General features: G+C 36.9%; 23 protein-coding genes. 19 read left to right on the top strand and 4 right to left on the bottom strand.

Going from position 1 to position 23,202, the window contains the following annotated elements; genetic code table 11:
• The first annotated feature begins 13 nt into the window (after nucleotides 1-13).
• The 4 genes from PLANO_RS08955 (at nucleotide 14) to PLANO_RS08940 (ending at nucleotide 6,987) form a co-directional block, all read left to right on the top strand.
• Nucleotides 14-1,516: a carboxypeptidase M32 gene (locus PLANO_RS08955; RefSeq protein ID WP_038704118.1), complete on the top strand. Its 1,503-nt coding sequence runs from the start codon at nucleotides 14-16 to the stop codon at nucleotides 1,514-1,516.
• Between the two features lie 100 nt (nucleotides 1,517-1,616).
• Nucleotides 1,617-2,375 (top strand): SDR family NAD(P)-dependent oxidoreductase, encoded by a 759-nt coding sequence (locus PLANO_RS08950; protein WP_038704117.1) that lies wholly within the window; start codon nucleotides 1,617-1,619, stop codon nucleotides 2,373-2,375.
• Nucleotides 2,376-2,472: 97 nt separating this feature from the next.
• Entirely contained in the window at nucleotides 2,473-6,054 is a 3,582-nt protein-coding gene (locus PLANO_RS08945) for a dynamin family protein (RefSeq protein ID WP_038704116.1), read from the top strand.
• Nucleotides 6,055-6,057: 3 nt separating this feature from the next.
• The gene (locus PLANO_RS08940) at nucleotides 6,058-6,987 is read left to right on the top strand and encodes a sulfurtransferase (RefSeq protein ID WP_038704115.1); all 930 of its coding nucleotides are present in this window, start codon (nucleotides 6,058-6,060) and stop codon (nucleotides 6,985-6,987) included.
• A gap of 37 nt (nucleotides 6,988-7,024) precedes the next feature.
• Here the strand turns inward: PLANO_RS08940 and PLANO_RS08935 are convergent, their stop codons facing one another.
• Nucleotides 7,025-8,335 (bottom strand): hemolysin family protein, encoded by a 1,311-nt coding sequence (locus PLANO_RS08935; RefSeq protein ID WP_038704114.1) that lies wholly within the window; start codon nucleotides 8,333-8,335, stop codon nucleotides 7,025-7,027.
• Nucleotides 8,336-8,504: 169 nt separating this feature from the next.
• Here PLANO_RS08935 and PLANO_RS08930 point away from each other — a divergent pair, with 169 nt between their 5' ends.
• The 8 genes from PLANO_RS08930 to PLANO_RS08890 all read left to right on the top strand — a co-directional run bounded on the left by PLANO_RS08930 (nucleotide 8,505) and on the right by PLANO_RS08890 (nucleotide 14,508).
• A complete protein-coding gene (locus PLANO_RS08930; RefSeq protein ID WP_038704113.1) occupies nucleotides 8,505-10,079 on the top strand; it encodes an amidohydrolase in 1,575 nt (524 codons plus the stop codon).
• A 2-nt stretch (nucleotides 10,080-10,081) separates the two neighbouring features.
• Nucleotides 10,082-10,819: an SDR family NAD(P)-dependent oxidoreductase gene (locus tag PLANO_RS08925; RefSeq protein WP_038704112.1), complete on the top strand. Its 738-nt coding sequence runs from the start codon at nucleotides 10,082-10,084 to the stop codon at nucleotides 10,817-10,819.
• A 5-nt stretch (nucleotides 10,820-10,824) separates the two neighbouring features.
• Nucleotides 10,825-11,034 carry a hypothetical protein gene (locus PLANO_RS08920; protein WP_038705426.1) on the top strand — a complete coding sequence of 70 codons (210 nt, stop codon included), beginning with the start codon at nucleotides 10,825-10,827 and terminating at the stop codon, nucleotides 11,032-11,034.
• Between the two features lie 220 nt (nucleotides 11,035-11,254).
• Nucleotides 11,255-11,443: a hypothetical protein gene (locus tag PLANO_RS08915; RefSeq protein ID WP_038704111.1), complete on the top strand. Its 189-nt coding sequence runs from the start codon at nucleotides 11,255-11,257 to the stop codon at nucleotides 11,441-11,443.
• A gap of 78 nt (nucleotides 11,444-11,521) precedes the next feature.
• On the top strand, nucleotides 11,522-12,007 hold the full coding sequence (locus PLANO_RS08910) for a hypothetical protein (protein ID WP_038704110.1): 486 nt from the start codon (nucleotides 11,522-11,524) through the stop codon (nucleotides 12,005-12,007).
• Between the two features lie 133 nt (nucleotides 12,008-12,140).
• Entirely contained in the window at nucleotides 12,141-12,383 is a 243-nt protein-coding gene (locus tag PLANO_RS08905) for a hypothetical protein (RefSeq protein ID WP_038704109.1), read from the top strand.
• 39 nt (nucleotides 12,384-12,422) lie between these two features.
• Nucleotides 12,423-12,740 carry a hypothetical protein gene (locus tag PLANO_RS08900; protein ID WP_038704108.1) on the top strand — a complete coding sequence of 106 codons (318 nt, stop codon included), beginning with the start codon at nucleotides 12,423-12,425 and terminating at the stop codon, nucleotides 12,738-12,740.
• A gap of 697 nt (nucleotides 12,741-13,437) precedes the next feature.
• Nucleotides 13,438-14,508: a hypothetical protein gene (locus PLANO_RS08890; protein WP_038704106.1), complete on the top strand. Its 1,071-nt coding sequence runs from the start codon at nucleotides 13,438-13,440 to the stop codon at nucleotides 14,506-14,508.
• A 90-nt stretch (nucleotides 14,509-14,598) separates the two neighbouring features.
• On the opposite strand, the gene PLANO_RS08885 is transcribed toward PLANO_RS08890, so the two are convergent.
• The gene (locus tag PLANO_RS08885; protein WP_038704105.1) at nucleotides 14,599-15,228 is read right to left on the bottom strand and encodes a hypothetical protein; all 630 of its coding nucleotides are present in this window, start codon (nucleotides 15,226-15,228) and stop codon (nucleotides 14,599-14,601) included.
• Nucleotides 15,229-15,693: 465 nt separating this feature from the next.
• On the opposite strand from PLANO_RS08885, the gene PLANO_RS08880 reads away from it, so the two are divergent.
• Together PLANO_RS08880 and PLANO_RS08870 are read left to right on the top strand one after the other, a co-directional pair.
• Entirely contained in the window at nucleotides 15,694-16,002 is a 309-nt protein-coding gene (locus PLANO_RS08880) for a hypothetical protein (protein WP_156108899.1), read from the top strand.
• A 618-nt stretch (nucleotides 16,003-16,620) separates the two neighbouring features.
• Nucleotides 16,621-17,277 carry a hypothetical protein gene (locus PLANO_RS08870; protein WP_038704103.1) on the top strand — a complete coding sequence of 219 codons (657 nt, stop codon included), beginning with the start codon at nucleotides 16,621-16,623 and terminating at the stop codon, nucleotides 17,275-17,277.
• Between the two features lie 165 nt (nucleotides 17,278-17,442).
• Here PLANO_RS08870 and PLANO_RS08865 read toward each other — a convergent pair whose 3' ends face one another.
• Complete coding sequence (locus tag PLANO_RS08865) at nucleotides 17,443-17,967, bottom strand: hypothetical protein (protein WP_038704102.1); 525 nt, start codon at nucleotides 17,965-17,967, stop codon at nucleotides 17,443-17,445.
• Between the two features lie 370 nt (nucleotides 17,968-18,337).
• Complete coding sequence (locus tag PLANO_RS08860) at nucleotides 18,338-18,835, bottom strand: hypothetical protein (RefSeq protein WP_156108898.1); 498 nt, start codon at nucleotides 18,833-18,835, stop codon at nucleotides 18,338-18,340.
• 224 nt (nucleotides 18,836-19,059) lie between these two features.
• Here PLANO_RS08860 and PLANO_RS08855 point away from each other — a divergent pair, with 224 nt between their 5' ends.
• The 5 genes from PLANO_RS08855 (at nucleotide 19,060) to PLANO_RS08835 (ending at nucleotide 22,974) form a co-directional block, all read left to right on the top strand.
• Entirely contained in the window at nucleotides 19,060-19,422 is a 363-nt protein-coding gene (locus PLANO_RS08855) for a hypothetical protein (protein ID WP_156108897.1), read from the top strand.
• A gap of 333 nt (nucleotides 19,423-19,755) precedes the next feature.
• Nucleotides 19,756-20,352, top strand: a complete 597-nt coding sequence (locus PLANO_RS08850) for a hypothetical protein (protein ID WP_038704099.1) — start codon at nucleotides 19,756-19,758, stop codon at nucleotides 20,350-20,352.
• 108 nt (nucleotides 20,353-20,460) lie between these two features.
• Complete coding sequence (locus tag PLANO_RS08845) at nucleotides 20,461-21,207, top strand: hypothetical protein (RefSeq protein WP_038704098.1); 747 nt, start codon at nucleotides 20,461-20,463, stop codon at nucleotides 21,205-21,207.
• Nucleotides 21,208-21,299: 92 nt separating this feature from the next.
• Nucleotides 21,300-22,022: a hypothetical protein gene (locus PLANO_RS08840; RefSeq protein ID WP_038704097.1), complete on the top strand. Its 723-nt coding sequence runs from the start codon at nucleotides 21,300-21,302 to the stop codon at nucleotides 22,020-22,022.
• A 322-nt stretch (nucleotides 22,023-22,344) separates the two neighbouring features.
• Entirely contained in the window at nucleotides 22,345-22,974 is a 630-nt protein-coding gene (locus tag PLANO_RS08835; RefSeq protein WP_038704096.1) for a class I SAM-dependent methyltransferase, read from the top strand.
• The last annotated feature ends 228 nt before the right edge of the window (nucleotides 22,975-23,202 follow it).

Genomic DNA, 23,202 nt, shown 5'->3' with positions numbered 1-23,202 from the left:
TGGGGGGATTTAGTTGTCACTTGAAAAACGTTTTAGAGAACACTTTAATAAAGTTAAGGGGTACGAAGAGGCAATTGCCTTATTATTTTGGGATTTACGTACAGGAGCACCCAAAAAAGGCGTAGAACTTCGCTCAGAAACAATCGGTACATTATCTGCAGAAGTTTTTCGTTTATCGACGTCAGATGAATTTGGCGAATTGCTTACTTCTTTAGAAGTAGAGCAATTAGAAAATCCAATTATTCGTCGATCAGTGGAAGAAGCGCGAAAAAACTATGATTTGAGCAAGAAAATTCCTGCTGAAGAATACAAGGAATTTGTTATACTAAAATCTAAAGCTGAATCTATATGGGAAACGGCCAAGGCGAAATCCGATTTTTCATTATTCCTTCCTTACTTAGAGGATTTAGTTGACACTACGAAAAAAATGGTCAGCTATTGGGGTGAGAAAAACGGCAGTATCTACAATACACTGCTCGATCAATACGAACCTGGCATGACTACTGAAATTTTGGATGAAGTTTTTGGCAAGCTGCGCGAACGAATTGTGCCATTGGTACAAAAAATCGCAGAGTCACCAAACAAACCAGAGACGGCATTTTTATACGACCATTTTCCAAAACAAGCGCAGCAAGATTTTAGCCGCGAAATGTTAGACCAACTTGGCTATAACTTTGAAGCGGGTAGACTAGACGAGACAGTTCATCCGTTTATGATATCCATTAACCGTCAAGACATCCGTGTAACAACTAAGTATGATGAAAATGATTTCCGAACAGCGGTATTTGGCACAATTCACGAAGGCGGACATGCAATGTACGAGCAAAACCTCGGAGAAGACTTAGCGGGTTTGCCGATAGAAACAGGTGCATCGATGGGCATTCATGAATCACAATCGTTGTTTTGTGAAAATTTCATCGGACGCAATGAACATTTCTGGCAGAAAAACTTTGAGTTATTGAAAGACTATGCGCCCGATCAATTTGCTTCTGTTGAATTAGTGGATTACTTACGTGCAATTAACGAATCGAAACCATCCTTAATTCGCATCGAAGCAGACGAGTTGTCGTATGCGTTGCATATTATGGTGCGTTACGAACTTGAAAAGGGTTTATTTAATGGAGACCTGAAAGTTAGTGATTTACCACAATTGTGGAACGATAAATACCAAGAGTATTTAGGTGTACGCCCGTCAAACGATGCAGAAGGTGTCTTACAAGACGTTCACTGGGCAGGCGCAAGCTTTGGTTATTTCCCATCTTACGCACTCGGTTACATGTATGCAGCGCAGTTCAAAAACGCGATGTTAAAAGAATTACCGAATTACGATGAATTATTGGCAGAGCGCAACGTTGCACCGATTCGTGAATGGTTAACAGAAAATATTCATCAATATGGTGCATTTAAAAAGCCTTTAGATATTTTACAGGATGTTACGGGCGAAGGCTTAAACCCAGATTATTTAGCAAGCTATTTAGAAGAAAAATATACAAAGATTTACCAACTAAAACAGTAAGCAAAAACCGCCGTGGTAGTTACGGCGGTTTTTTTTATAGTTTATAAAACAGGACAAATAGTGAATGTTGTGATTATAATGACAGTGGAGGCGATACTACATGTTGAAGTCATTTAGTTTAGAAGGTAAGACGGCAATTGTTACAGGTGCCGGCAGGGGAATTGGCAAAGCGATTGCCATAGCACTTGCTGAAGCGGGAGCAAACGTTATGTTAGTAGCAAGGACTGAATCAGACTTGCAGCAAACACAGCAAGACATAAATAATAACCAGACTACATACATAACAGCAGACATTACAAAACGTAGTGACATTCAAGCAGCAATCGATAAAACAGTGGAACATTTTGGTGCGCTTGATATTTTAGTGAACAACGCAGGGATGAATATTCGGTCATCATTAACAGATGCTAATGATGCTGAATGGCATCAAATCATGGATACAAATGCACAAAGTGTTTTTATGTTTTCACAAGAAGCTGTGAAAAAAATGGCTAGCGGTAGTTCTATTATTAACATTAGCTCGGTTGGAGGCGATCGCGCATTAAAGACAGGTGTTATTTACGCGGCGTCTAAAGCGGCCATTATTCAAATGACCAAGGTCATGGCAATGGAATGGGGACCGAAAAACATTCGCGTGAATGCAATCGGACCTTGGTATTTTAAAACACCATTAACAGAAAAGATTTTAAGTGACCCTGAATATTTAGAGTCGATAATCGCGGTTACTCCGATGAAGCGTGTCGGAGAATTACCAGAAGTAGCTTCACCTGTCGTATTTTTAGCTTCAGATGCAGCAAGTTATATTACCGGACAAACACTTTTCGTCGACGGTGGCATGTCGATTCATGGGTTTTCGTGAGAAAAACAACATCCTTCTCAAATTTGAGGAGGATGTTTTTCGTTGCCCTATAAAAATGATATGATAGAGAGCAGTAAGCGGAGAAGGAGATTTCTAAATGACAGTTGTTGATCATAAAAAAGAATTACTTGAAACGGCACATCTCTACAAGATCTTTAAAGATAATGAGGATGTAGAGCGTGAAGCGAAAGCTCATTTATTTGCTAAAAAAATCTTGAAAAATAATTTTATTATTGGTTTTGCCGGACATTTTTCTTCCGGTAAGTCCTCTATGATCAACGCCTTGACGGGTGAGACCTTATTGCCATCGAGTCCGATTCCAACGAGTGCGAATATCGTAAATGTCCAAAAAGCCGATAACGATTTTGCTATCGTTAATATGCGCAATGAAAAACCGGTTTACTTTCCTGAGAATTACGATTTTAACGCGGTTAAAGAATTTTGTAAAAATGGTGATGTGACGCAAATTGATATTGGACACCAAGGATCGGTTTTGCCAAAAGGCATAACGGTCATGGATACACCGGGAGTCGATTCTACAGATGATGCGCATCGCATGTCGACAGAGTCAGCTTTGCATGTAGCCGATATGGTGTTTTATGTCATGGATTATAACCATGTTCAGTCTGAACTGAATTTTAATTTCACAAAAGAATTACAAAAATACACCGAGCTGTATTTAATCGTTAACCAAATTGATAAGCACCAAACTAGTGAAATGAGCTTTGAGGATTTTCAACAATCAGTTCACGATTCGTTCGCAGCATGGGGAGTCGTACCAAAAGGCATTTTCTTTACATCGTTAAAAGATTTTGAATTTCCCGGTAATGATTTTGACCAAGTAAAAGACCTTGTTTCCTCAACGATGAAAGACTGGAAAGGTCATATGGGGTCAGCTTCTGAGTCAGCCTTGAGTCAGTTAAGAGACGAGCATATCAAGTTTTTAGAAGATGAAAAACAAGAATGTTTACAAGCATTTTCAAATGTTTTGGAACCAGAAGAATGGGAAATGCGCGAGGATTTAAAAAAAGAGAATGCGCTAGTATCACGCAGAATGTCAGTACAGGACTTTGAAAACTGGCAAACAAAGTTTGAGAAAAGTCGTAAAGAGCTACTTGAAAACTCGAATATTATGCCTTATGAATTACGTAATGCCTTAACAAGCTATTTAGAATCGGTTCAGCCGAATTTTAAAGTTGGTTTGCTATTTAGCGGTAAAAAGACAGAAGAAGAACGACAAAGACGACAACAAGAAGTGGACGAACGTCTGCAGACGACAGTATCTTCTCAAATTACCAATCACTTAAAAAAATTGATGAAATCGTCGTTAAAAGATGCAGGAATATTAACGGACGATGAATCGTTATCTATTGACGATATGACTTTCAACGTGCCGTTTTCTGTAGTCGAAGAGCAGATACCAACAGGTGCATCCGTGACTGGAGATGCCGTGTTAAATTTTGCTACTAGCATCTCAACAGGGGTTCAGCGCTGGTTCATCCGTGAAACAGATAGTTGGAAAAAACAACAAGAAGAAAAGTTTGAAGGTTTAACGGATGACGCAAATACAGAAATAGATATGAAAGCACAAGCTTTGTCACAAAAAATGCTGGCCATTCAAACGTTAGAGGAAATGGAAAGTAAAATCGATAAAGTGAAAAAATCCTATACTGCGATGTTGCCAAAACAAAAAACAGCAGCGGAGGAAAAAGTCGAGCAGTGGTTAAATGAATTTGAAGTTTCTATCGAGGAAATGACTGAATTTGATCCTGCAATGCTTGAAAAAGATGACCAACTACATGAAAAGCAAGAACAACAAACTCACTCTATGGAAGTGGCATCATTTGATGAAGTAGCTGTACTCGAGCGAGCCAATCGCACTGCAGACGTTATTACTCCGATCAAAGGATTTGCGGAAACGGCGGCTTATTTAAAACGCAAAGCAGGTCGTTTAGAAGGGCAAGAATTCACGATTGCGTTGTTTGGAGCATTTAGTGCGGGGAAATCGTCATTTTCGAATGCATTGATGGGGGAAACGGTATTACCTGTATCACCAAATCCGACAACTGCCACAATTAACCGAATTCGTCCAATTAGCGAGCAGCATCCACATGAAACAGCAGACGTTCGCTTAAAAACGCGCACACAAATGACAGAAGACGTTCAAAACTCTTTCCAAGCTTTAGGCGTGCAAGTCACTTCATTAGAAGATGCTTTTGACAAATCGTCAAAACTACCAGAAGATACGCCAACAGAGCAGCAAGTTCATAAATCATTTATCACTGCCTTTAACAAAGGATATCCAAATTTCAAAGACCGTTTAGGTGAAACCATCCGAACTAATCGTGAAGAATTTGGTTTATATGTGGCGAAAGAAGAAAAAAGTTGTTTTGTTGATGAAATCGATTTTTATTACGATTGCGAACTAACACGTAATGGCGTTACGCTTGTGGATACTCCAGGAGCGGATTCAATTAATGCGAGACATACGAATGTTGCTTTTGAGTATATTCGGAACGCGGATGCAATTCTATTTATCACATACTACAACCATGCTTTTGCACGTGCTGACCGAGAATTTTTGATTCAGCTTGGCCGAGTGAAAGACGCATTTGAAATGGATAAAATGTTCTTTGTCGTGAATGCCATCGACCTTGCTAATGACGAAGAAGAGAAGAATTCAGTCGTTACCTATGTAAAAGATGAACTGCAACGTTTTGGCATTCGTTTTCCACGTTTGTTCGGGGTGTCAAGTCTTCTAGCGCTTCGTGACCCAGAGCATTCGGGCATGCCACAATTCGAAGAAGCCTTCCAACATTTCTTGAAAGAAGAGCTAAAAGGAATGGCTGTTCAATCGCTGGCAGAAGAAGAGCAAAAAGCAGTCGACCGTTTCAGTAGCTTAATTGAACACACAGAAAAGAACTTGTTACGCAAAGACGAACGACTAGACGAGCTAAAACTACTAGAACAGCAATTGCGTAAACTTTTTGGCGCATCGATTGCCAAACTATTAGAGCGCGAAGCTCTTCAAGAATTGGATGAATTACTGTATTACGTTAACCAGCGCGTCTTTTATCGGTTTAATGACTTTTTTAAAGAAGCCTTTAACCCTTCAGTTTTTTCTAACAAATCAGCCCAACAAGCTTTGGATACGGCATTGCACGATTTAAATGAAATGACAGGGTTTGATTTCCAACAAGAATTGCGTGTTACAAATTTCCGACTTGCTCAATTTATTGAAAAGAAATTAGACTCGCGCTTTAAAGAAGACACAAGCAAATTAAAAGAGCAGAACTCGGATTTCTCGTTTACTCCTTATGAAGTACAAGAAGCAGGGACTGTCGAAATTTCAAAACCGTTTGTAAATGCCGATTATTCGTCAGTTAAATCGTATTATAAAAACAATAAGAGCTTTTTTGAGAAAAATGAAAAAGAAAAAATGCGTGACGCATTGCAAGAGCTGATGGAGCCTGACGCACTACGTTATTTAGAACATGAGAAAAAAGAATTGAGTAATTGGGCAACATTTTGGATTGAACAAGAAGCAGAAGGATTACGTCAACATATTCTACGGCAAGCTGTAGATCAGATTGATTCGGAGCGGACATTGCTGCAACAATCTGAGAAATTAGCACAATGGAAAGAGTTATATTCAAATTTGATGAACGGAAGGGTGTAGACGATGTCAGTATTTATCGAAACAACGGATACCGAAACTCACAAATGGATTGATGCACGATTCGATTTGAAAGATTCATCTGCCGGGAAGAAAATGTACGAAAAAGAGCATGTGGCAGGAGCTGTGTTTTGGGATTTAGAAAAAGATATGTCTGATATGGCTGCTCACGAGGGGCGGCATCCGATGCCAGCTGACGAACAGCTAATTCAATTGGTTCGATCAAGCGGTTTAAACTTGGAGGATTCGATTGTAGTTTATGACCAAGGAGGTTCGCCTTATGCAGCGCGAGCTTGGTGGTTATTGAAATATGCAGGATTTGAAAATGTCCACATTAGTCAACAAGGTTTCGATTCGTTAAAACAGCAAGGCGTTACAGTTTCCGGGGAACTCCCGACGACAGTACCATCTACTGTTGCACCTAACTTTGTTCGCGAAATCTTTGCTGACCAAGCATATGTAAAAAAAGTCATTAGTGGTGACGAACTAGGTGTACTAGTCGATGCCCGTTCAGCTGCACGTTTCGCGGGACTTGAAGAACCAATCGATCCAGTTGCCGGACGCATTCCAGGAGCACGTAATTTAGACTGGGCTCAATTTGTTTCGAAAAGAGAATTCCAGTTTAGTAAAGATATTAGTCATGTTGTTCAAAAACACGAACCAACTGTTGTTTATTGCGGGAGCGGGGTTACAGCAGCAGCACTTTATGCCATCATGGCTGAAAAAGGCTTTGACCAATTAAAACTTTACATGGGGAGTTTTTCAGATTGGATAACTGATGCTGAAAACGTTGTAGAGTTTGACCGAGGCGAGCACCCTGAAGCAGCAGATGACCAAACAAAAGCAATATTAGCAAAATTGATCGAAGAAGGTTATTCAGGTGAAATGTTAATGCAGAAATTCCAATATGAAAAATCATTATTAGAAGAAAAATAAAAAATTCCAACAGCAGAAAGTGCTGTTGGAATTTTTTCTAGGTTTTTAGATCTGTATGTCGCGATAACAACACACGAATAATCTGATGGTTTTCCATCTCTCGAACCGTGATGGTGTGATGTGGCAATTCAACCGACTCGCCTTCAGCAATATCCGTATTTTTTAATTGAATCCAGCCGCCTATGGTATCAACATCCTCGCTATCATCAAATTCGATAGCAAAACGATCTTCTAAATCGGATAAAAGTACGCGGCCGTTTAACAAATAGTTGTTAATATCTACAGCTTTAATCTCATCGCGTTCATCTTCATCAAACTCGTCACGAATCTCACCAACGATTTCTTCTAAAATGTCTTCCATTGTAATTACACCCGCTGTTCCGCCGTATTCGTCAACGACAATGGCCATGTGAACATGCTCTTTTTGCATTTTCAATAAAACATCTTGAATCGGTGCCATATCATGAACAAATGGAATATCATGAACGACGATGCTATCATTTAAATCTTGTTGGTATGTGTAATTGGTCAGCATTTCTTTAATGTTGATAAAACCGAGAATATCGTCTTTGTCTCCTTTTTCAGTTACAGGGTAACGCGTGTATTGATGCTCGCGAACAATCTCCATTAAATCGTCATGGCTCATCTCAAGTGAAATGGTCTCCATTTGTGTTCGGGGCAACATAATATCTTTTGCCAATCGTTCATCGAAAGAAAAAATGTTCTGCATATACGATAATTCTGTTTGATTGATTTCGCCGCTATGATAACTTTTAGTCATAATAATTTTCAATTCTTCTTCTGAGTGAGCTTGCTCGTAAGCGGCGGGTTCGATACCAAAAGCACGTAAAAGCAATCTAGCTGATCCATTCATCAACCAGATGAATGGTGCGAGAATCAACCCGAAAAAATAAAGAGGGCGAGCAAAGATTAAGACCATTTTCTCTGCATATTGAATGGCTAACGTTTTAGGCGCCAATTCGCCAATCACGACATGTAAAAAAGTAATAATGCTAAACGCGATCAAAAAAGAAAAAATCGATGCAGTTGTGTCTTCGATTCCAAAGTTTTCAAAAAGCGGATACAAAAGTCGTTCTACAGTCGACTCACCTAGCCAACCAAGTCCAAGTGCTGTTACCGTAATCCCTAATTGGCAAGCGGATAAATAATAATCCAAATTGCTAATGATTTTCTTCGTCAAGTTAGCATTTTTATGCCCTTCTGAAACGAGTTGATCGATGCGGGACATTCTGACGCGAATAATTGAAAACTCCGATCCAACAAATAAAGCGGTTAGCCCAATTAAAAGAGCGACCATAAACAAATTGAGAATGAGTATACTGTCCAATTCGTCCCTCCGACTAGGAGGGTTCACCTCTGCTTTCTATAAGTAAAAACAGTATAACATAAATGAAAGTGCTTTTGCTTTACGTATGAATCATTGGAAATTCAACCTAAACGTGTTGAATGCTAGAGCGATTAAACTTATGATGAGAAGAGAGAAAAGGAGTGGTTAGATGAAAGTGTTATGGCATGGGGGAACAATCTATACAATGGAAGCAGAAAGCGCAACTGCAGAAGCAGTTTTAGTGTCGGATGATCACATAGAAAAAGTTGGGACGTACGAGGAACTAAAAAGTTTTGCCGATAAAGAAATCGATTTGCAAGGAGCGACGATGTATCCTGGATTGGTCGATAGCCATATGCACATGATTGGCCACGGTGAAAAGTTAATGCGTGTTGACTTATCTATCATTGAAAGCTCAGAAGAAATGCGCGAACAATTAATTGAATCCACAAAAGATCTGAAAAAAGATGATTGGTTTATCGGAGAAGGCTGGAATGAAAATAATTTCGCAGACCGTAAAATTTTCCACCGAAACGAACTTGATGAAATCAGCACATCACCCATGTTGTTAAAACGCGTTTGTCGACATGCGATTCTAGCAAATTCTAGCGCTCTGGCGTTAGCAGGTATTACGAAAGACAGTCCAGATCCAGAAGGCGGTTTGATCGTGCGTGATGCGGACGGCGAACCGACCGGTTATTTATTAGATGCAGCACAAGATTTAGTAGCCAGTCAAGTTCCTGAAGTAAGTGTAGATTATTTAACCCGTGCGCTAAAAAAATCAGTAGATCATTTGTTGTCACTCGGGTTAACGGGTGCGCATACAGAAGATATGGGCTATTACGGACATTATTCACGTCCACTTGATGCGTTTAAAAATGTTGTTGGAGATAAAGTGAAGTTCCGTGCACATTTACTTAGAGCTCATATTGCATTTGAAGAAATGATGGAAAATGCAACTTACGCAGAACCATTTATTGATCCGGGTCCAATGAAGATTTTCGCAGATGGCTCAATTGGCGGACGTACTGCGCTTTTAAGTAAACCGTACAATGATGATCCTTCTACGGTTGGAGTTGCCATTCAATCAGACGAAGAACTAAAACGTCTTGTTTCAATTGCTCGTAAACACGAGGAAGCAGTAGCGATTCATGTGATTGGAGATCTTGGTTTAGAAATGGCGCTAGATGCCATTGAAGCACATCCGGTGCCTAAAGGAAAACGTGACCGTCTTATTCATACAATGGTCGTACGAGAAGATTTGGTCGCACGTATGCAGCAAATAGAAGTCGCATTAGATCTTCAACCAAGCTTTGTCACTTCTGATTTCCCATGGGTCGTGGAACGTCTCGGTGAAAATCGTTTAGAATGGTCATATGTATGGAAGAAACTCTTAAATCATGGTCTTATTTGTGCAGGTGGGTCAGATGCTCCTATAGAAGAAGCAGACCCGCGTTTAGGGATTTACGCTGCTGTTACGCGCAGAAAACCATACGAAACACACGAAGGTTATTTGCCAGAAGAAAAACTAACCCGCTTTGAAGCCATTCAGTTGTATACAAGTGGTAGTGCTGCAGCAATTGGCAAAGAAAACGAGCGTGGGGTAATCCGAGAAGGTTTTGATGCGGACTTTACCATCTTCGATCGCGATTTATTTGCAGGCAATGAAGAACAAATTTTAGAAGCTGAACCCGTAATGACGGTCGTAGCAGGTGAAATTATGTATCAAAAAGGTGGGCAATAAGCATGTCAAAAGAAGCTTACATTATAACAGGTGCATCAAAAGGTATCGGTTACGAATGGAGCAAACAACTTATCGGAAAAGGTCATCTGGTAGTTGGAATTGCGCGCACACAACCAGCAAATTGGCCAGGTGAACAATTCGTTTCAGTTGATTTAACCCAACTCGATGCTATAGAAGGAATAATTGAACAAGTGTTAGGTCAATTGCCAAAAGATATAGAACAAATTGTGCTGGTCAATAATGCAGGTACTATTGATCCGATTGGACTGGCTCATTCGAACGGTTCAGCAGACGTCAGTCAAAGTATCGTATTAAATTTGACGGCACCGATGTTACTATGCGGTGCATTTATCCATCAGTTGAAAGATAATCAATGTGAAAAAAGAATTATTAATATATCGTCTGGAGCGGGCCGTAAAGCTTATGAAGGATGGAGTGCCTACTGTGCAGGAAAAGCAGGGCTCGATCATTTTAGCTCGTGCATCGATGTAGAAAACGAAGACATTAAAGTGGTCTCTGTAGCACCCGGAATTATCGATACAGGCATGCAAGAAAAAATTCGCCAAAGCGATGCAGCTGATTTCCCACTCATTGAAAAGTTTCTAGACTACAAAGAAAGTGGCTTACTCAGCAGTCCAGAAGAAACAGCACGATTGTTAATCGAAATGAACGAAAGAACAGATTTTAACGATCTACCAACGATTTTAGACATTCGTAATTTACCACCAGTAAAGGAGTGATGGCATTGAGCAAGACACCAGAAAATATTTTGACGAAACTTGCAGACGCAAACCAAGCAGGCATCAATATGACTAGCCCGAAAGCGGTCGTAACTTATTTGCTAAGCCAAGGTGAAAAAGAATCAATTCTCTATTTCTATAAACAAAACAGTGTAGAATTTGATTTTGATAAATACAATAAAGCGGTAGAGGAAATGAAAGAACGTAAGAATTAAGCAAAACGAAAAGCGTTCGTAAATACCCCGAAAAAATCTGGACGTTCGTAAAGTGGTTAAACACCTTTGCGAACGTGTTTTTTTGATATTTTTTAGGGGTAATTGAGCGTTCGTAAATGTGTACTTTTACGAACGGTTTTTTAGCGAGAAATAATTTATCAACTTCTATCTATAAAACTTAAGAATGGTAAAATAAGTATTATAGAAAAGAGACACAAAAATGAAAGTAAAGGTAAATAGCAGAATGACACATCCATATGAAAAATATGAAAATACAGAGCTATGGAAAAAAGTAGATCAGGTACTAGATGAGTTAGTTGAAAATCAGGACATTGAAGAAATAACAAAGAGAGAATATATTGTCGGATATATCTGCAAGAAGCTCATAGAAGCGGAAGAACCAAAATAACATAAGTATCGAGGAATTGAATGTAACTTATGTGCAATTAAATTACATTCGTAAAGTGAAGGATAAAGGTGGGATGAAATGAACAGAGAAAATAAAAACTTTGCAGAGAGAGCTTTAAAACAATTGCTCATTGGAAGTCAGATTGATGGGTTTCAGTTTGGCAGTAGTCCTGGGGTAGTGCGCGTCTATTTTACACATTTCTCTGAACAAGAGCCGGACATGTTGTGGTTAACCATCGAGATAAGGAAAATCGCTATCATTACCAATTATGAGAGATTAATAACGGTTTCTAAAGAAAACTTAGAAGAACTAGATGATGAAGAATCTTTTCAACTGCTTTTAAGAAACAGAAGAGAAAAAGTTAAAGATGTTTGGTTGGGAGACGATTCGCCGCATCTGCATATTTCGCTTGAGTCCGGAAAAGTATTGTATGTGAATGGGCATGATGAAAACTATGAATGCTGGCAAGTTGGAGATAGAGACGGATATGGGGGTGGCGACTGGTTAATTGTGGCTGTTCCAGAAAATGAAATAGCAACATGGAGTCCTGAGGAATTCAAATAAGGTTACTTATTTAGAGAAACTGAATGTAACTTATTGTGAATTAAGTTACATTCAGATTTAAGGGAAATAAATAGAAATGGTAAATTAGAATGGTGCTAGATGTGGATATAGAAAGACTTGTGGAGATTTTGAAGTGACTTCTTGGGAGGAAAATAGTTTTCGTTCTAAAGACCAGAAAATCGAATTTAACTTTAGTCAACTTCAAAAAAATATTGGTTTAAAAAAGCTTGCCTCAGAATCTCAATATCTTGTTCAACTGATTAAAAGTGATAATGAGTTAAAAACCTATTTAACTTCTATAAGAAAATTGCAAAAAGTGCTATACAATTCAAGAGCATGTAAAAAGTTCGAGGAAATGATTAGTCAAAAGTTATAAAAAGGAAGAAAAGGTACGTTTGAAAGTAGGTGATATCGTATGTTTAATTTGTCCCTAATTCTTATCATAGTTTTTGCCTTAACAGGATTTTGCTTAATTTTGTTTTGGAGTATAAAAGAAGAACCGGGAGACGGTCGGATTCTGTTGTTCTTATCACCCTTGGGCTACTTTTTAGGTATGTTTTTTATCGTTATACCGTTTATTATTTTTGTATGCCGGGTCGATATATACAATGGCGTCTGGATAAAAATCATGATGGGCGCACTTGTTGTGTTTTCTGCAGTGACGCTCTATGTCATCCTTATTGTTCAAAGCTTGATGCATTTCTTGAAAACAGAAGGAGAAAAAGAAGAATGAGAGAAAATATTCTTTTATCCCCTTTTTTCCCTTTTAACTTACAACGGGCTAATCCTTGGATATTTGGTGTTATTTGTTATATCAAAAGGAGAGGTGAAGGTTCATGGAATCTATAGTTGTTATTAGCATTTTTCTAAATCCGATTCTTGCAGTTATTTTTTGTTTGAATTTGATTTCAATTATTAAAAAAAGTAATCGAGATGAGAAAATAAGTACCCAAAAGAATACGATATGGGCAACGATCCCATTTGTTTATATTATTACTTCCTTAACCTGGAGTTTCGTATTCACTCCAATTTAAAAAAGTATCAACAAAATCCAGGAGCAAAAATTCCGGAGTGCCCAGTTGTATACCACCCCAAAGTCGGAATGGTGCCTAAAATCTATTAGTCGCCTTTGGGATATAGAAAAATAAATAAGTGCTTAAGAAAAGTTAATACGTTGAGTATGTTGATATGCTTACGAACGTTCTTTTTGTGATTTTTGTGCTGGGTTTTGGTTGTTCATAAAAGTGTACTTTTACGAACGGTTTAAGTTCCTTAGTATCTCAGAAAGAAAATTAAATATATCTGAAAATTATGATTATTATATAGTTTAAAATGGTAGAGTTGGATTTAATCAAAGTAAGCGAAGCTGAATGTAACTTATTGATAGTTGAGTTATATTTACTTTTTGCAAAATTGGAGGAATAGAGACAGTGGGGAAGAAAAAGAAAATCCTTTTGATTTTGGCAGTCGTAGCGGGAGTCATCATTGTACCAGCTGCCCTTTTTGTCGGTCATCTTTATTCAGCGTTTGCACCGCTTTTTAGCACCGTACCTGATCACATCGTGGAAGATTATGTGGAAGAAAAATATGGGTTTAAAGTTGATATTGTTGAGAAGAATACATATGGAATCGGCTCCGCTACAGAATTTACGGTCTCTCCAGAAAAAGAAGAGCATATTCGATTTACGGTGTCGGTTGACTCAGACGATTATACGGTAATCGAAGATGATTACGCCCTTGCGTTAAATATAGACAAAGAATATGAGAAGCTGAAAATCGTTATTCCAGAAATTGAGAAGTTGGGTATTAGCGGAACAGAAGGAGACCCTATTCGTCTGGATTACATCGAAGATTCCGCCTATCTCTATATGGAAAGCGACAAACCTGTGCGTTTTGACACCTTTGTTAAAGAGGATTTGGACACCTATTACGAACTTTATAAGCTGATTAACAAGAGCCAAGCAGAAATTGTAGCTGTCAGTGTAGCGGGTGCATACAAGGAGAACGAAACTCAAAATGGGATATCCTTTTATTTGGATGCGTCTGGAAAAGAACGAACAAAAGAACAATTTTTGGTTGACTTGAAAAAGACCCATCCGGAAATTGGTGAGTATGAAGTAGAAAGTCGGTTAGTGAAAGAAGTGGATCAACTCAACAATGAACGCTTTCACTTCGGAAGCAAATATGACGACACACATGATGATCCATTTGACAATTGGTTGAGTTGCCAAGGAATCAATGAACAAGGAGAATGCACGTCTGCTGTGCTATCTGTAACATACCAAAAAGGTGGTCTCGATTCAAACAACCCTTATTTGAGTGAAGATTTGACCGCTATTTTTGATTTCGTTGAAACGCACCTAGAACCTGAAATCAAAATTAACCATATCTACCTTAGAGGAGCTGAATATTCGATGGAAGAGTTCGACGTTGGATATGAAGAGCGGATGAAGTATAAGGACACAAATGAACTAATCGAAGAATTGTCGAAAGAACAGTAAAAACTCTACGTTAACGTAGAGTTTTTACTTTTTCCACCCGTTCAACTTAATCGATAATTTACTCTTTAAAAATAAATACTGCGTATCTTTTCAGCTGTGCAAGTACTGCTGGTTCTTCTTGCCGATTATATTTCCGATTAATGCGAATATCAGAATGCCGAAAACCACTACTATGGTTTCTATTAGATCAAAGTACAGAAAAGATGTCAGTGTATTATCCACCCAGCGGTAAACAATCACTGCTCCATAAGAGATGAGAAGGCCACTTGCTGCCCCAGCAACAGTTCCTACTAAGCTAAATCGTTTTGTATCGTGTTTGATGAAAAAGAAACCAATTAGCATACAGAAAAAAGCTATTATATTAGGATATGCATATAGCAATTCACTGTAACTAGGATTTGCCCCAGTCCATTGGACAAAGAGCTCGAGCAAGTGGACGAGCCAAAATCCAAATCCTGCCCCAAGTATGAGACCAAACATATTTAGCCGCTCGTAAGAAACTATGAAAATGATAAATAGTAGCAGCATCAATAGCAACTCACTATAAATTAGAAACACAAACAGCCCGAAATCGGGTACAGACGATGCAGCTTCCGTAGAAGGTACCTGTACAATTTCTTTTAAATAGAAAGTATAGATTCCTTGTATTCCTCTACCTATACTAATTGTTGCCATTATAGCAGCTAATAGTGAAATTAAAATACGCTTAAACCAAATCATAATCAAGCTCCTTTTTTCCATGATTGTAACAAATACTCATTAGCTTTGTGAGCGGATAAGAAAGAAAACTCAGGAAAGGATGAATTAATTCCCAAAAATAGTGATGGAATGTAATGCTATTAGTACTATGGGAGAAAGTTATTTCGACAACAAATTTAGTAGATTAAAATTGCGTAGAAAAACTGATAGTTTACTGATCTTAAAACAGTTGGAAAGTGGATGCCGAGTGACTATCAACTTGAAGAACGAGAAAGTACTTTCGGATTTCGTTTTTCTTTTTTACTGAATCCGATAGTATCGTTTCAAGAAAAACAACGTTAGAACAAGTACTCGAAGGTAAAGATTATACAAAATGGATATAGTTCAATAAAATTAGAGAGATAGAAAAGGTGATAGTAGAAAACATGGTTTATTTAAACAGGAATTAGCAATAAAAGAAATAGAATGGGATAGGGGAAAATTATGTTGAGTGTGTTAGTTGAATTAATTGGAGGACTCTTTAGCGATGTTGGATATAGTGATACTTTAAACACGAGGAAAATTGATCGAAACATTGAACGGTTAAATGAATGCGATTGGTTTAAAAATGTGTACGAGGATAAAAAGTATCATCGTTTGTTTTTTGTAAATAAACGCGTTAGGCATTATTTACAAAGTACAGTTCGTGTAAGGAGAATTATTCGAAGCAAAAAAGCACAAAAAAAGCTGTTGCTTCTTCTTGATAAAGAAATAAAGTCAGTATTTCTTTCTACAAAAAACAGAGACGCTAATTGAGTAAGTAGCAAAACAGAAGGAGCGATAAAAATGTTTTTTCGTAAAAAAACATTTGTCTGTTTGGTATGTGGATACGATCGATTACCAGGACCATTATATAATGTTAAGGGCATACCAGACGTTAGCTTGATTTGTCATTGTTGCGGTTTTCAACCAGGGTACGACGATGACGAACTAGGATATACCATAGAAAGTTATCGGGCGGAGTGGTTAGAAAGCGGCGCAAACTGGTTCACTGAGAAAGAGAAGCCTGAGAATTGGGTGTTTCAAGAACAGATAAGGAACATTAGGATTTAATTCTAGTTCAGTTTATATATCCTGGGTTGTCTGCAGAGAAGAAACTAAAGCATAGATTCGGGGGACGACTATGAATGAGTATATAGTGATTAAAAGTATCATTGATGAACTTGCATTAAAAATCAGACAAGTTTTTATAAAATGGTTTGAGATATTTTTATCAATCGAAAAGTGCTACCCGGTAGCTTTAAAAATATGGGAAGCTACTAAAAAACATAGGGCACTTTTTCATTGAATTTGAATGTAATTTAATGTGAATTAAGTTACATTTATAATATTGCTTATCAAGCAGTCCCGTATAAGTTTTCGAGAGGTAGGAATATGATGGATACGGAATTACAAAAAAAGATTACGACATTGGTAGCTGACCGGAAACTGGAGACAGCTGAACGGTTATTAATCGATTACGTCGAGCAGAATCCCTATGACATCGAGGGATGGAATCGATTAATTGTACTGGAAACGCTCACGCCATTTGAAGATTACGAACAAGCCGCTGACTTTGCTCGGGACGCCTTGTATTACCACCCAACCAATCTGCTTTACTTTATTCTGATTCTTTCTTTTACTCCCTGGTACCAAGGAGAACTGGATGACGAACTGGTGGAGCAAGCCGAAGAAGTACAACACAAAGCAAATCCGGAAATAGCATCCATTATTTCACTGCTGCTTGCCGACCACTATCAGAGTAAAGATAAGGCTCATTACGAATTTTTATTAAAACGGTCAATCCAGGACTACCCATATATTGTTAGAAACTACACAGATTTAGGGCAGCATTATTTAGGATATGGACAAAAGGAATCGGGGAAGGCTTTGATCAAAATAGGCTTAGCAAATGTAAAATTCGTCTACATGGAGGGTGTATTCGACAACCATGACGATCTGGATATTATCCGGTACATCAATGAAATGATAACGGGAGTCTTTACTACAGAATACAGTTATCGTGACTTGGAGAATTTGTTGCAGAATTAAGTAGACCATGTTTGAACGACTTTTACTGATTCTGAATGTAACTTAATAGCAACTAAGTTACATTCAAAACCTTGGAATAGACAGTATCGAGAGATTTGTTATTTATCAACTAATTATAGGTATGTAATAAAAAAACCGCATATATTTATGCGGTTTAAGACGAATTTATATTTCAAAAGGGATAGAATTTCCTTCTCTTTTTCTTAAAAATTCATCTATAAGAAAAAATAATATTGCCATGAACGCAGCTAAAACCATTAATGGACCGAGGAAAAAGAAAGAAAGCAAACCGAATCCAATATGCACTAAAAAAGAAAGGTATACACGATATTTCCTAACATGCGTAGTAACTAAATCAGCCAATAATGAAACAGGTATTCCATAAATAATGTTTCCTAACAAGCAAGATGACAAAACAAATATAGAAAAAATAAAATCAGTGCTGGATCCTGTTATCACTGTCTTTATATCAAAAATCAAAAGTAAAAAGGTGAAAAGCAAAGAAGCATAAAAGGCAACTTTCCCCTTTCTAATCACAAGTAGGGGTTTGTAGAGCTTTTTCCTGGTCTTTGGTAAAAACGTTAACCCAATAATCGCTAAAGCAACTTTTACCGGTAGAGATTCTACTCCAACCCAGATAATAAAAGAAATCAATATAACTACTGATAGATATAGAATAACTTTATACATAATAACCTCTTTTTTAATTTATTATATCAAGAATTCAGTTGTTTCAGAGGTTATAGTGTAAGTCGATGCTAACAGAAGGAATTAAGGAAAAGCTTTCATATTTTTCTTTTTTTGAATGTAACATAATGGAAAGTAAGTTACATTCAAAACCTTGATTCTACTGGCTTCGTCAGAAAATTATTCCGAGTTAATTTTATTAGATAAAATGATACATTCAGAATGTTGTTCTGTAAGGTTTTTAAACTTGAATCTCAAAAGATATAGGTTTACATATCGCAGCTTATCGGAAGCGAAGAAGCATAACCACGAGTTTCTTCTTGTTCTTGTGAATAGGAAAGTGGACTTTACGAAAGGTTCTTTTTTAAGGGAATTATCCTTTCCATATTTCTTCGGAAGAAATCCACTTTTCCTGGTTTAGGTCCAGCGTCCGTTCCTCATCGTGGATTTGCAAGTATATCGGCATCGGATGTTGGGCTCGTCTTCCAACTTTCCAGTTGGAAAGAAACCAGCTAAAAAAGACTTCCTGTTGTTTAGTGTCTATTTCCCATTCATGTTCTTCATAAAACTTCTCGTACTTTTCGAATTCAGAGTTGGACAAGGAAAAGTACGGGATCTCTTGTGAAGATACGTTGCTGACGAAATTTTCACCTTCCAAGAGCCCCATTACCTCATTTGCGTGGTTATCATACGCAAAGAGAACAAAAGTGAGTTCGAACCTGGAAGGTTCGATGTAGAGTGTAAACAGGAGATTCCTTGCATCCAGTGAACTTTCCAGTTCACGAACCTTGCGAAGGTACGTGAGCAAAAGATCATCCTTCTCCACTAAATTACTTGCGACTGAAGCGATATAATCATCGACAACAAACATCTGACACCTGCTTTCAAGGTCTGTTTTTTTCTTCTGCATTCATTATAGAGCATCGTCTTAATTGGGAAACTCTTTTATGAAAATCCCATCTATAGGTGGCTGATAACTTTCCCAAGCAATGGATAGGCAGTTGAATGCCATTTTCTACCTTTCTGATAGGTGGTAGAATGGAGTGTCAGAAGACTGCTGCTACACAAGTCATAACCAGAAGAAGGCGCAAAAAGATGAAAAAAAATGATTACATGATCCAAACCGGTTTAACTAATAAAGGGGACTATGCTGTACAGGTAGAAATCAAGAGCGATGAAACAGAAGAACTGGCCATGGTCTTAGCAGGCATAAAAGCGCTGATTGGTACAATGGACTACACTTCTAGAAAGGATGGAGGAGACAGCACTTCAGAAGAGGATCGAGAAAGGTATAATCAGGCAATGAGAAAAATAATAGGCTATGTTGCGGATGATATCGGGTTAACTACCGGTTATTATATGGAGGAACTTCAGGCAAAGGTGTTTATTGATGAATATGATGAGCACACTGTGAACCCAAATGAGCAAATGGAGCTTATCAAGAAGTATTTTGACTAAAATAACATTACTCCCGCTGGGAATAAAGCTCGTTGAAATTTTTTTGCTAAAAGTAATTTGAATGGAAAGGATTAAAAACAAGTTTACATATCATAAGTTATCGGAAGCTGTAGTAATACTAATCGCAAAATCCAAAAGGGAAAGGCAGTGCTGATCAGCATTGCTTTTCCCTTTTGCCCGTATAAGTGTGATTTTTCGAACACTTAATTATTAAAAATACTAATTTAGTTTTCGTCAAATGAATGAATATAGAACCCGTTTCTAATATAGTTAAAACAAAACGAATTAACCTAAACAGGATACTTATAATGAGACTAGAGAGGTGGAATGAATATGATTTTACTTAATTTTGATTTTATTTACAGTGAATTGATGGAAAATACAATACATTATTTAATCAATGAGGAAGAAAAGAAGAGTCTGCTAAATGAAGGAGAACAACGGGGGTTTAATGGCAGAGGCTTTAAGAATAAAACAAGACTCTTAGAATATATGTACGAAAAGGGATTTTTGAATGAGAAAGAATTTATAAAAAAAATCGAGAGTTCCTCTCGGAGAACAAATCATGAAACAATAAAAAAATTGTACACTCTTTTTAAAAAGGACACGCCGCTTTTTATTGATACGGAAAAATTATATAGGTTAATGCTGTTAAGTAGTAATTTAATGTTCAAGCCAAACGACAAAATTTGCTTTACGATCATACTTGCAAATCCTTATGAATATTGGACAGCGGAGCAAATTGTACAAAGTGCCATCCATAACAATACGTTAACACTCAGTGAGGAAAAGATAGAACAACGTTTAAATTGTTATGTTGACGGTGAGAATCCAATCATAATTAGTCAGAATGATACTGGTGAAATGCAATATGCGCTAAATATTACAAACTTTATTTATTACGTCACACAATTTGATAAGAAAAAATAGTCACAAAAAGTGGGAGTCAATGATGTCTCCAATATTTGATACTATATAACTTATCAAGATAATATCGAAATAAAACACAACAAAAATAAATTTGAAAGAAGGAATGACATGAATATTCCGCTATTTATAGCAAATAATAATTACCAGTATGATTTTAAAAATGAATCTTCTAAAGAAGAAGTCAAGCACGAGGAAAATCCAGTTAAGAAGTTTTTAAAATATAAGATTAGTGGTTCTTCTTTTGACTGTGATAGAAGTGAGTTAGCTAGAAGCTTATATAAAAAAATATGGAGGCTTTCTGATGAACAGCTTGCAAATTATGATTCTGATACTATGAATTCATTTTATCGTATTTATCGTCTATTATTATTGGCTTATGATATTGAACAGGGTAATTCATATTGGAAATCAAGTGGTATTTCCAATTATAAGTTAAGATATAAATGGTTGTTGAACGAATATGATTATTACAAGGAAATAAATGAACATAAAGAAGTACAAAAATTCGCAGCGTTAACACATTCAATCGGAAATTTTACATTAGTTCCGAAAGGCTTCAATACTAAACGAAATACATTATTTGATGATTATTGGGATATAACGCTAGAATACTTTTTAAAAGAGTTTGGTGAAGATACTTTTCTGCAGCATTGCCAAAAGTTTAAATACATAGGAGCATATCTAGATAATAGTGAAATTCAAATGTACTGGGATGGACATGCAATGAACAATAAAAAGTTGCCATCAAATTTTAATACAATACAGATTCTTGAAGTAATCAAGAAAATAAACCGTTCCATTGAAATTCGTGGTAAAGAAATGCTTCAAGAGTTAACCAATATGAAAAACCAATAAGAAATGTAAATAAAAAATACTTATCACTAGTGTTTACGACTACTTTTTTCTAGTGGCTTAGGTTTTCAAATGTATAGATGGAGGTTTTCAATATGAAAGATACGATTAAGGCTTTACTATTTGATTTTACTAAGGAAAACCTGGAGGCGCATGTTGCAGACAAAATAAATATGACTTCTGGAAATAATATACTAAATGATATCATTCAATTTGAAGATGAAAAATTAATTGATAATCCTTTTGCGAAATTAATAGATATAGATTACGAATCTAATCATGGCTACTGGGGCATTAGCAATGAACAAATGAGTAAGGTGCTTGAGATAGATAATAATAACGTTTGTCATTATGAGATTTATAGACGTAGTAGACTATTTTCCGTGATTCAAAAGGTAGCGCTCGATCCTATAATTATCGTAAATAAAGAAATGTTTCAAGAAACTAATGTTCCTATATTTGAAATTAAATTTATTAAAGATGAAACGATCTCATGGCAAGCGATAGCTGGGAAGTTTATTCTTATTCATGGCAGTACACCTAGAGGGATTATAGGAATATATAATCCAATTCGTAAATTCTCCATAGAGGAATTTAAACAAGATTTTCAAATTCGATTTAGTGGTGTAACAATGAATAGATTAGACGAGTCAATAAAACATCCACCCAGAATACACAAAGATCCTTTTAGTTCCGATGTATTAAAAATAATTGATCCAAGTACTTCTCAGATCCTATTTAATTCACAAATAACTAAATATAATTCAAGTGAAAAGAGTTATGAAATTTGGCAGAAATTCGATGAGCGATATAGATAATAATTTCAAATTGCTGTCAGGTAATCGTTTAAGGGAAATTAAAACCCTTGATATGAAGAGCGTAGAATATCTTGTGTGAATGGAATAGAAGAGAGTTTTGATCAGTTACTCAGTTTACATATGACACATTATCGGAAGCTACTTATTGCGAAAAGGAGAGAAGAGGCTGTACGTAGCGCATCTTTTCTCCTTACTGTTCATGATACTCCTATTTTACGAACGATTATTCTGCATACTTTTTAGCAGAGGAGTGAAGCAGGAGTTTATTCTTCCTCTAGAGAATTAAGTAGATAGTGAACTTACATAAAAAAGGCGGTGAATTATGGAACTGAAAAGTAAAGTTAAAGAGTTTATTGATAACCAGTACAGGACGCCAAAGGGCTTAATTGGGACCTATATTGGCGAAAAGATGGTACGGCAACATAAACATGAAACACTATGGACGATTGAATTACTAAATCTGCAACCAGGGGAAAGTGTATTGGAGCTTGGATGTGGTTCAGGTTACGCAATGAAACTTATTTTAGAAAAAAATGTGGTCAAAGAAATAGTAGGTCTGGATCTTTCTCTTGCTGTTATTCGGTCAGCTACGATTAGAAACAAAAAAGCAATGCAAGATAAAAAAGCGAAATTGATACAAGGAAATGTGAAAAGTCTGCCTTGTAGAGACGATCAATTTGAAAAAGTATTCAGTATTCATACCATATATTTTTGGGATGACTTACATGCTACAATAAAAGAAATATTTAGGGTCTTAAAACCTGGCGGTGATTGTATAATTACGCTTTGTAATGGGAAGAATGAGGAAAAGTGGGATGGAATAACTAGCTTAATCGATAATCAGTTAATTCCGCTTATGAAAGACAATGGATTTTTTGACGTAGCATTCGTAGAGGGTCCAAATTCAAGAGGGTTTCATACGGTGGCAGTCTCCGGTACAAAGAATCTTTAGTCAATAGCCAACATTTTTTTAAAAACCGCAGATAGGATCAAGCTTTTTTGAAGCAATCAGATTATCAAAAAAGGTTTACATATTCCGGATTATCAAAAGTAGTTCCTCATCTGTAGAGAAATTTAAATGAAGATAAATAAAGAGGAAGGATTGAAGCAAGTACAAGTGCTTCTGCCTTCCTCTTATTCGTTAGAAGTGTATACTTTAGAGTTTATAAAGCAACGGTAT

It is taken from the genome of Planococcus sp. PAMC 21323 (assembly GCF_000785555.1).
Classification (GTDB): domain Bacteria; phylum Bacillota; class Bacilli; order Bacillales_A; family Planococcaceae; genus Planococcus.
This window is presented reverse-complemented; position numbering and strand designations above follow the sequence as displayed.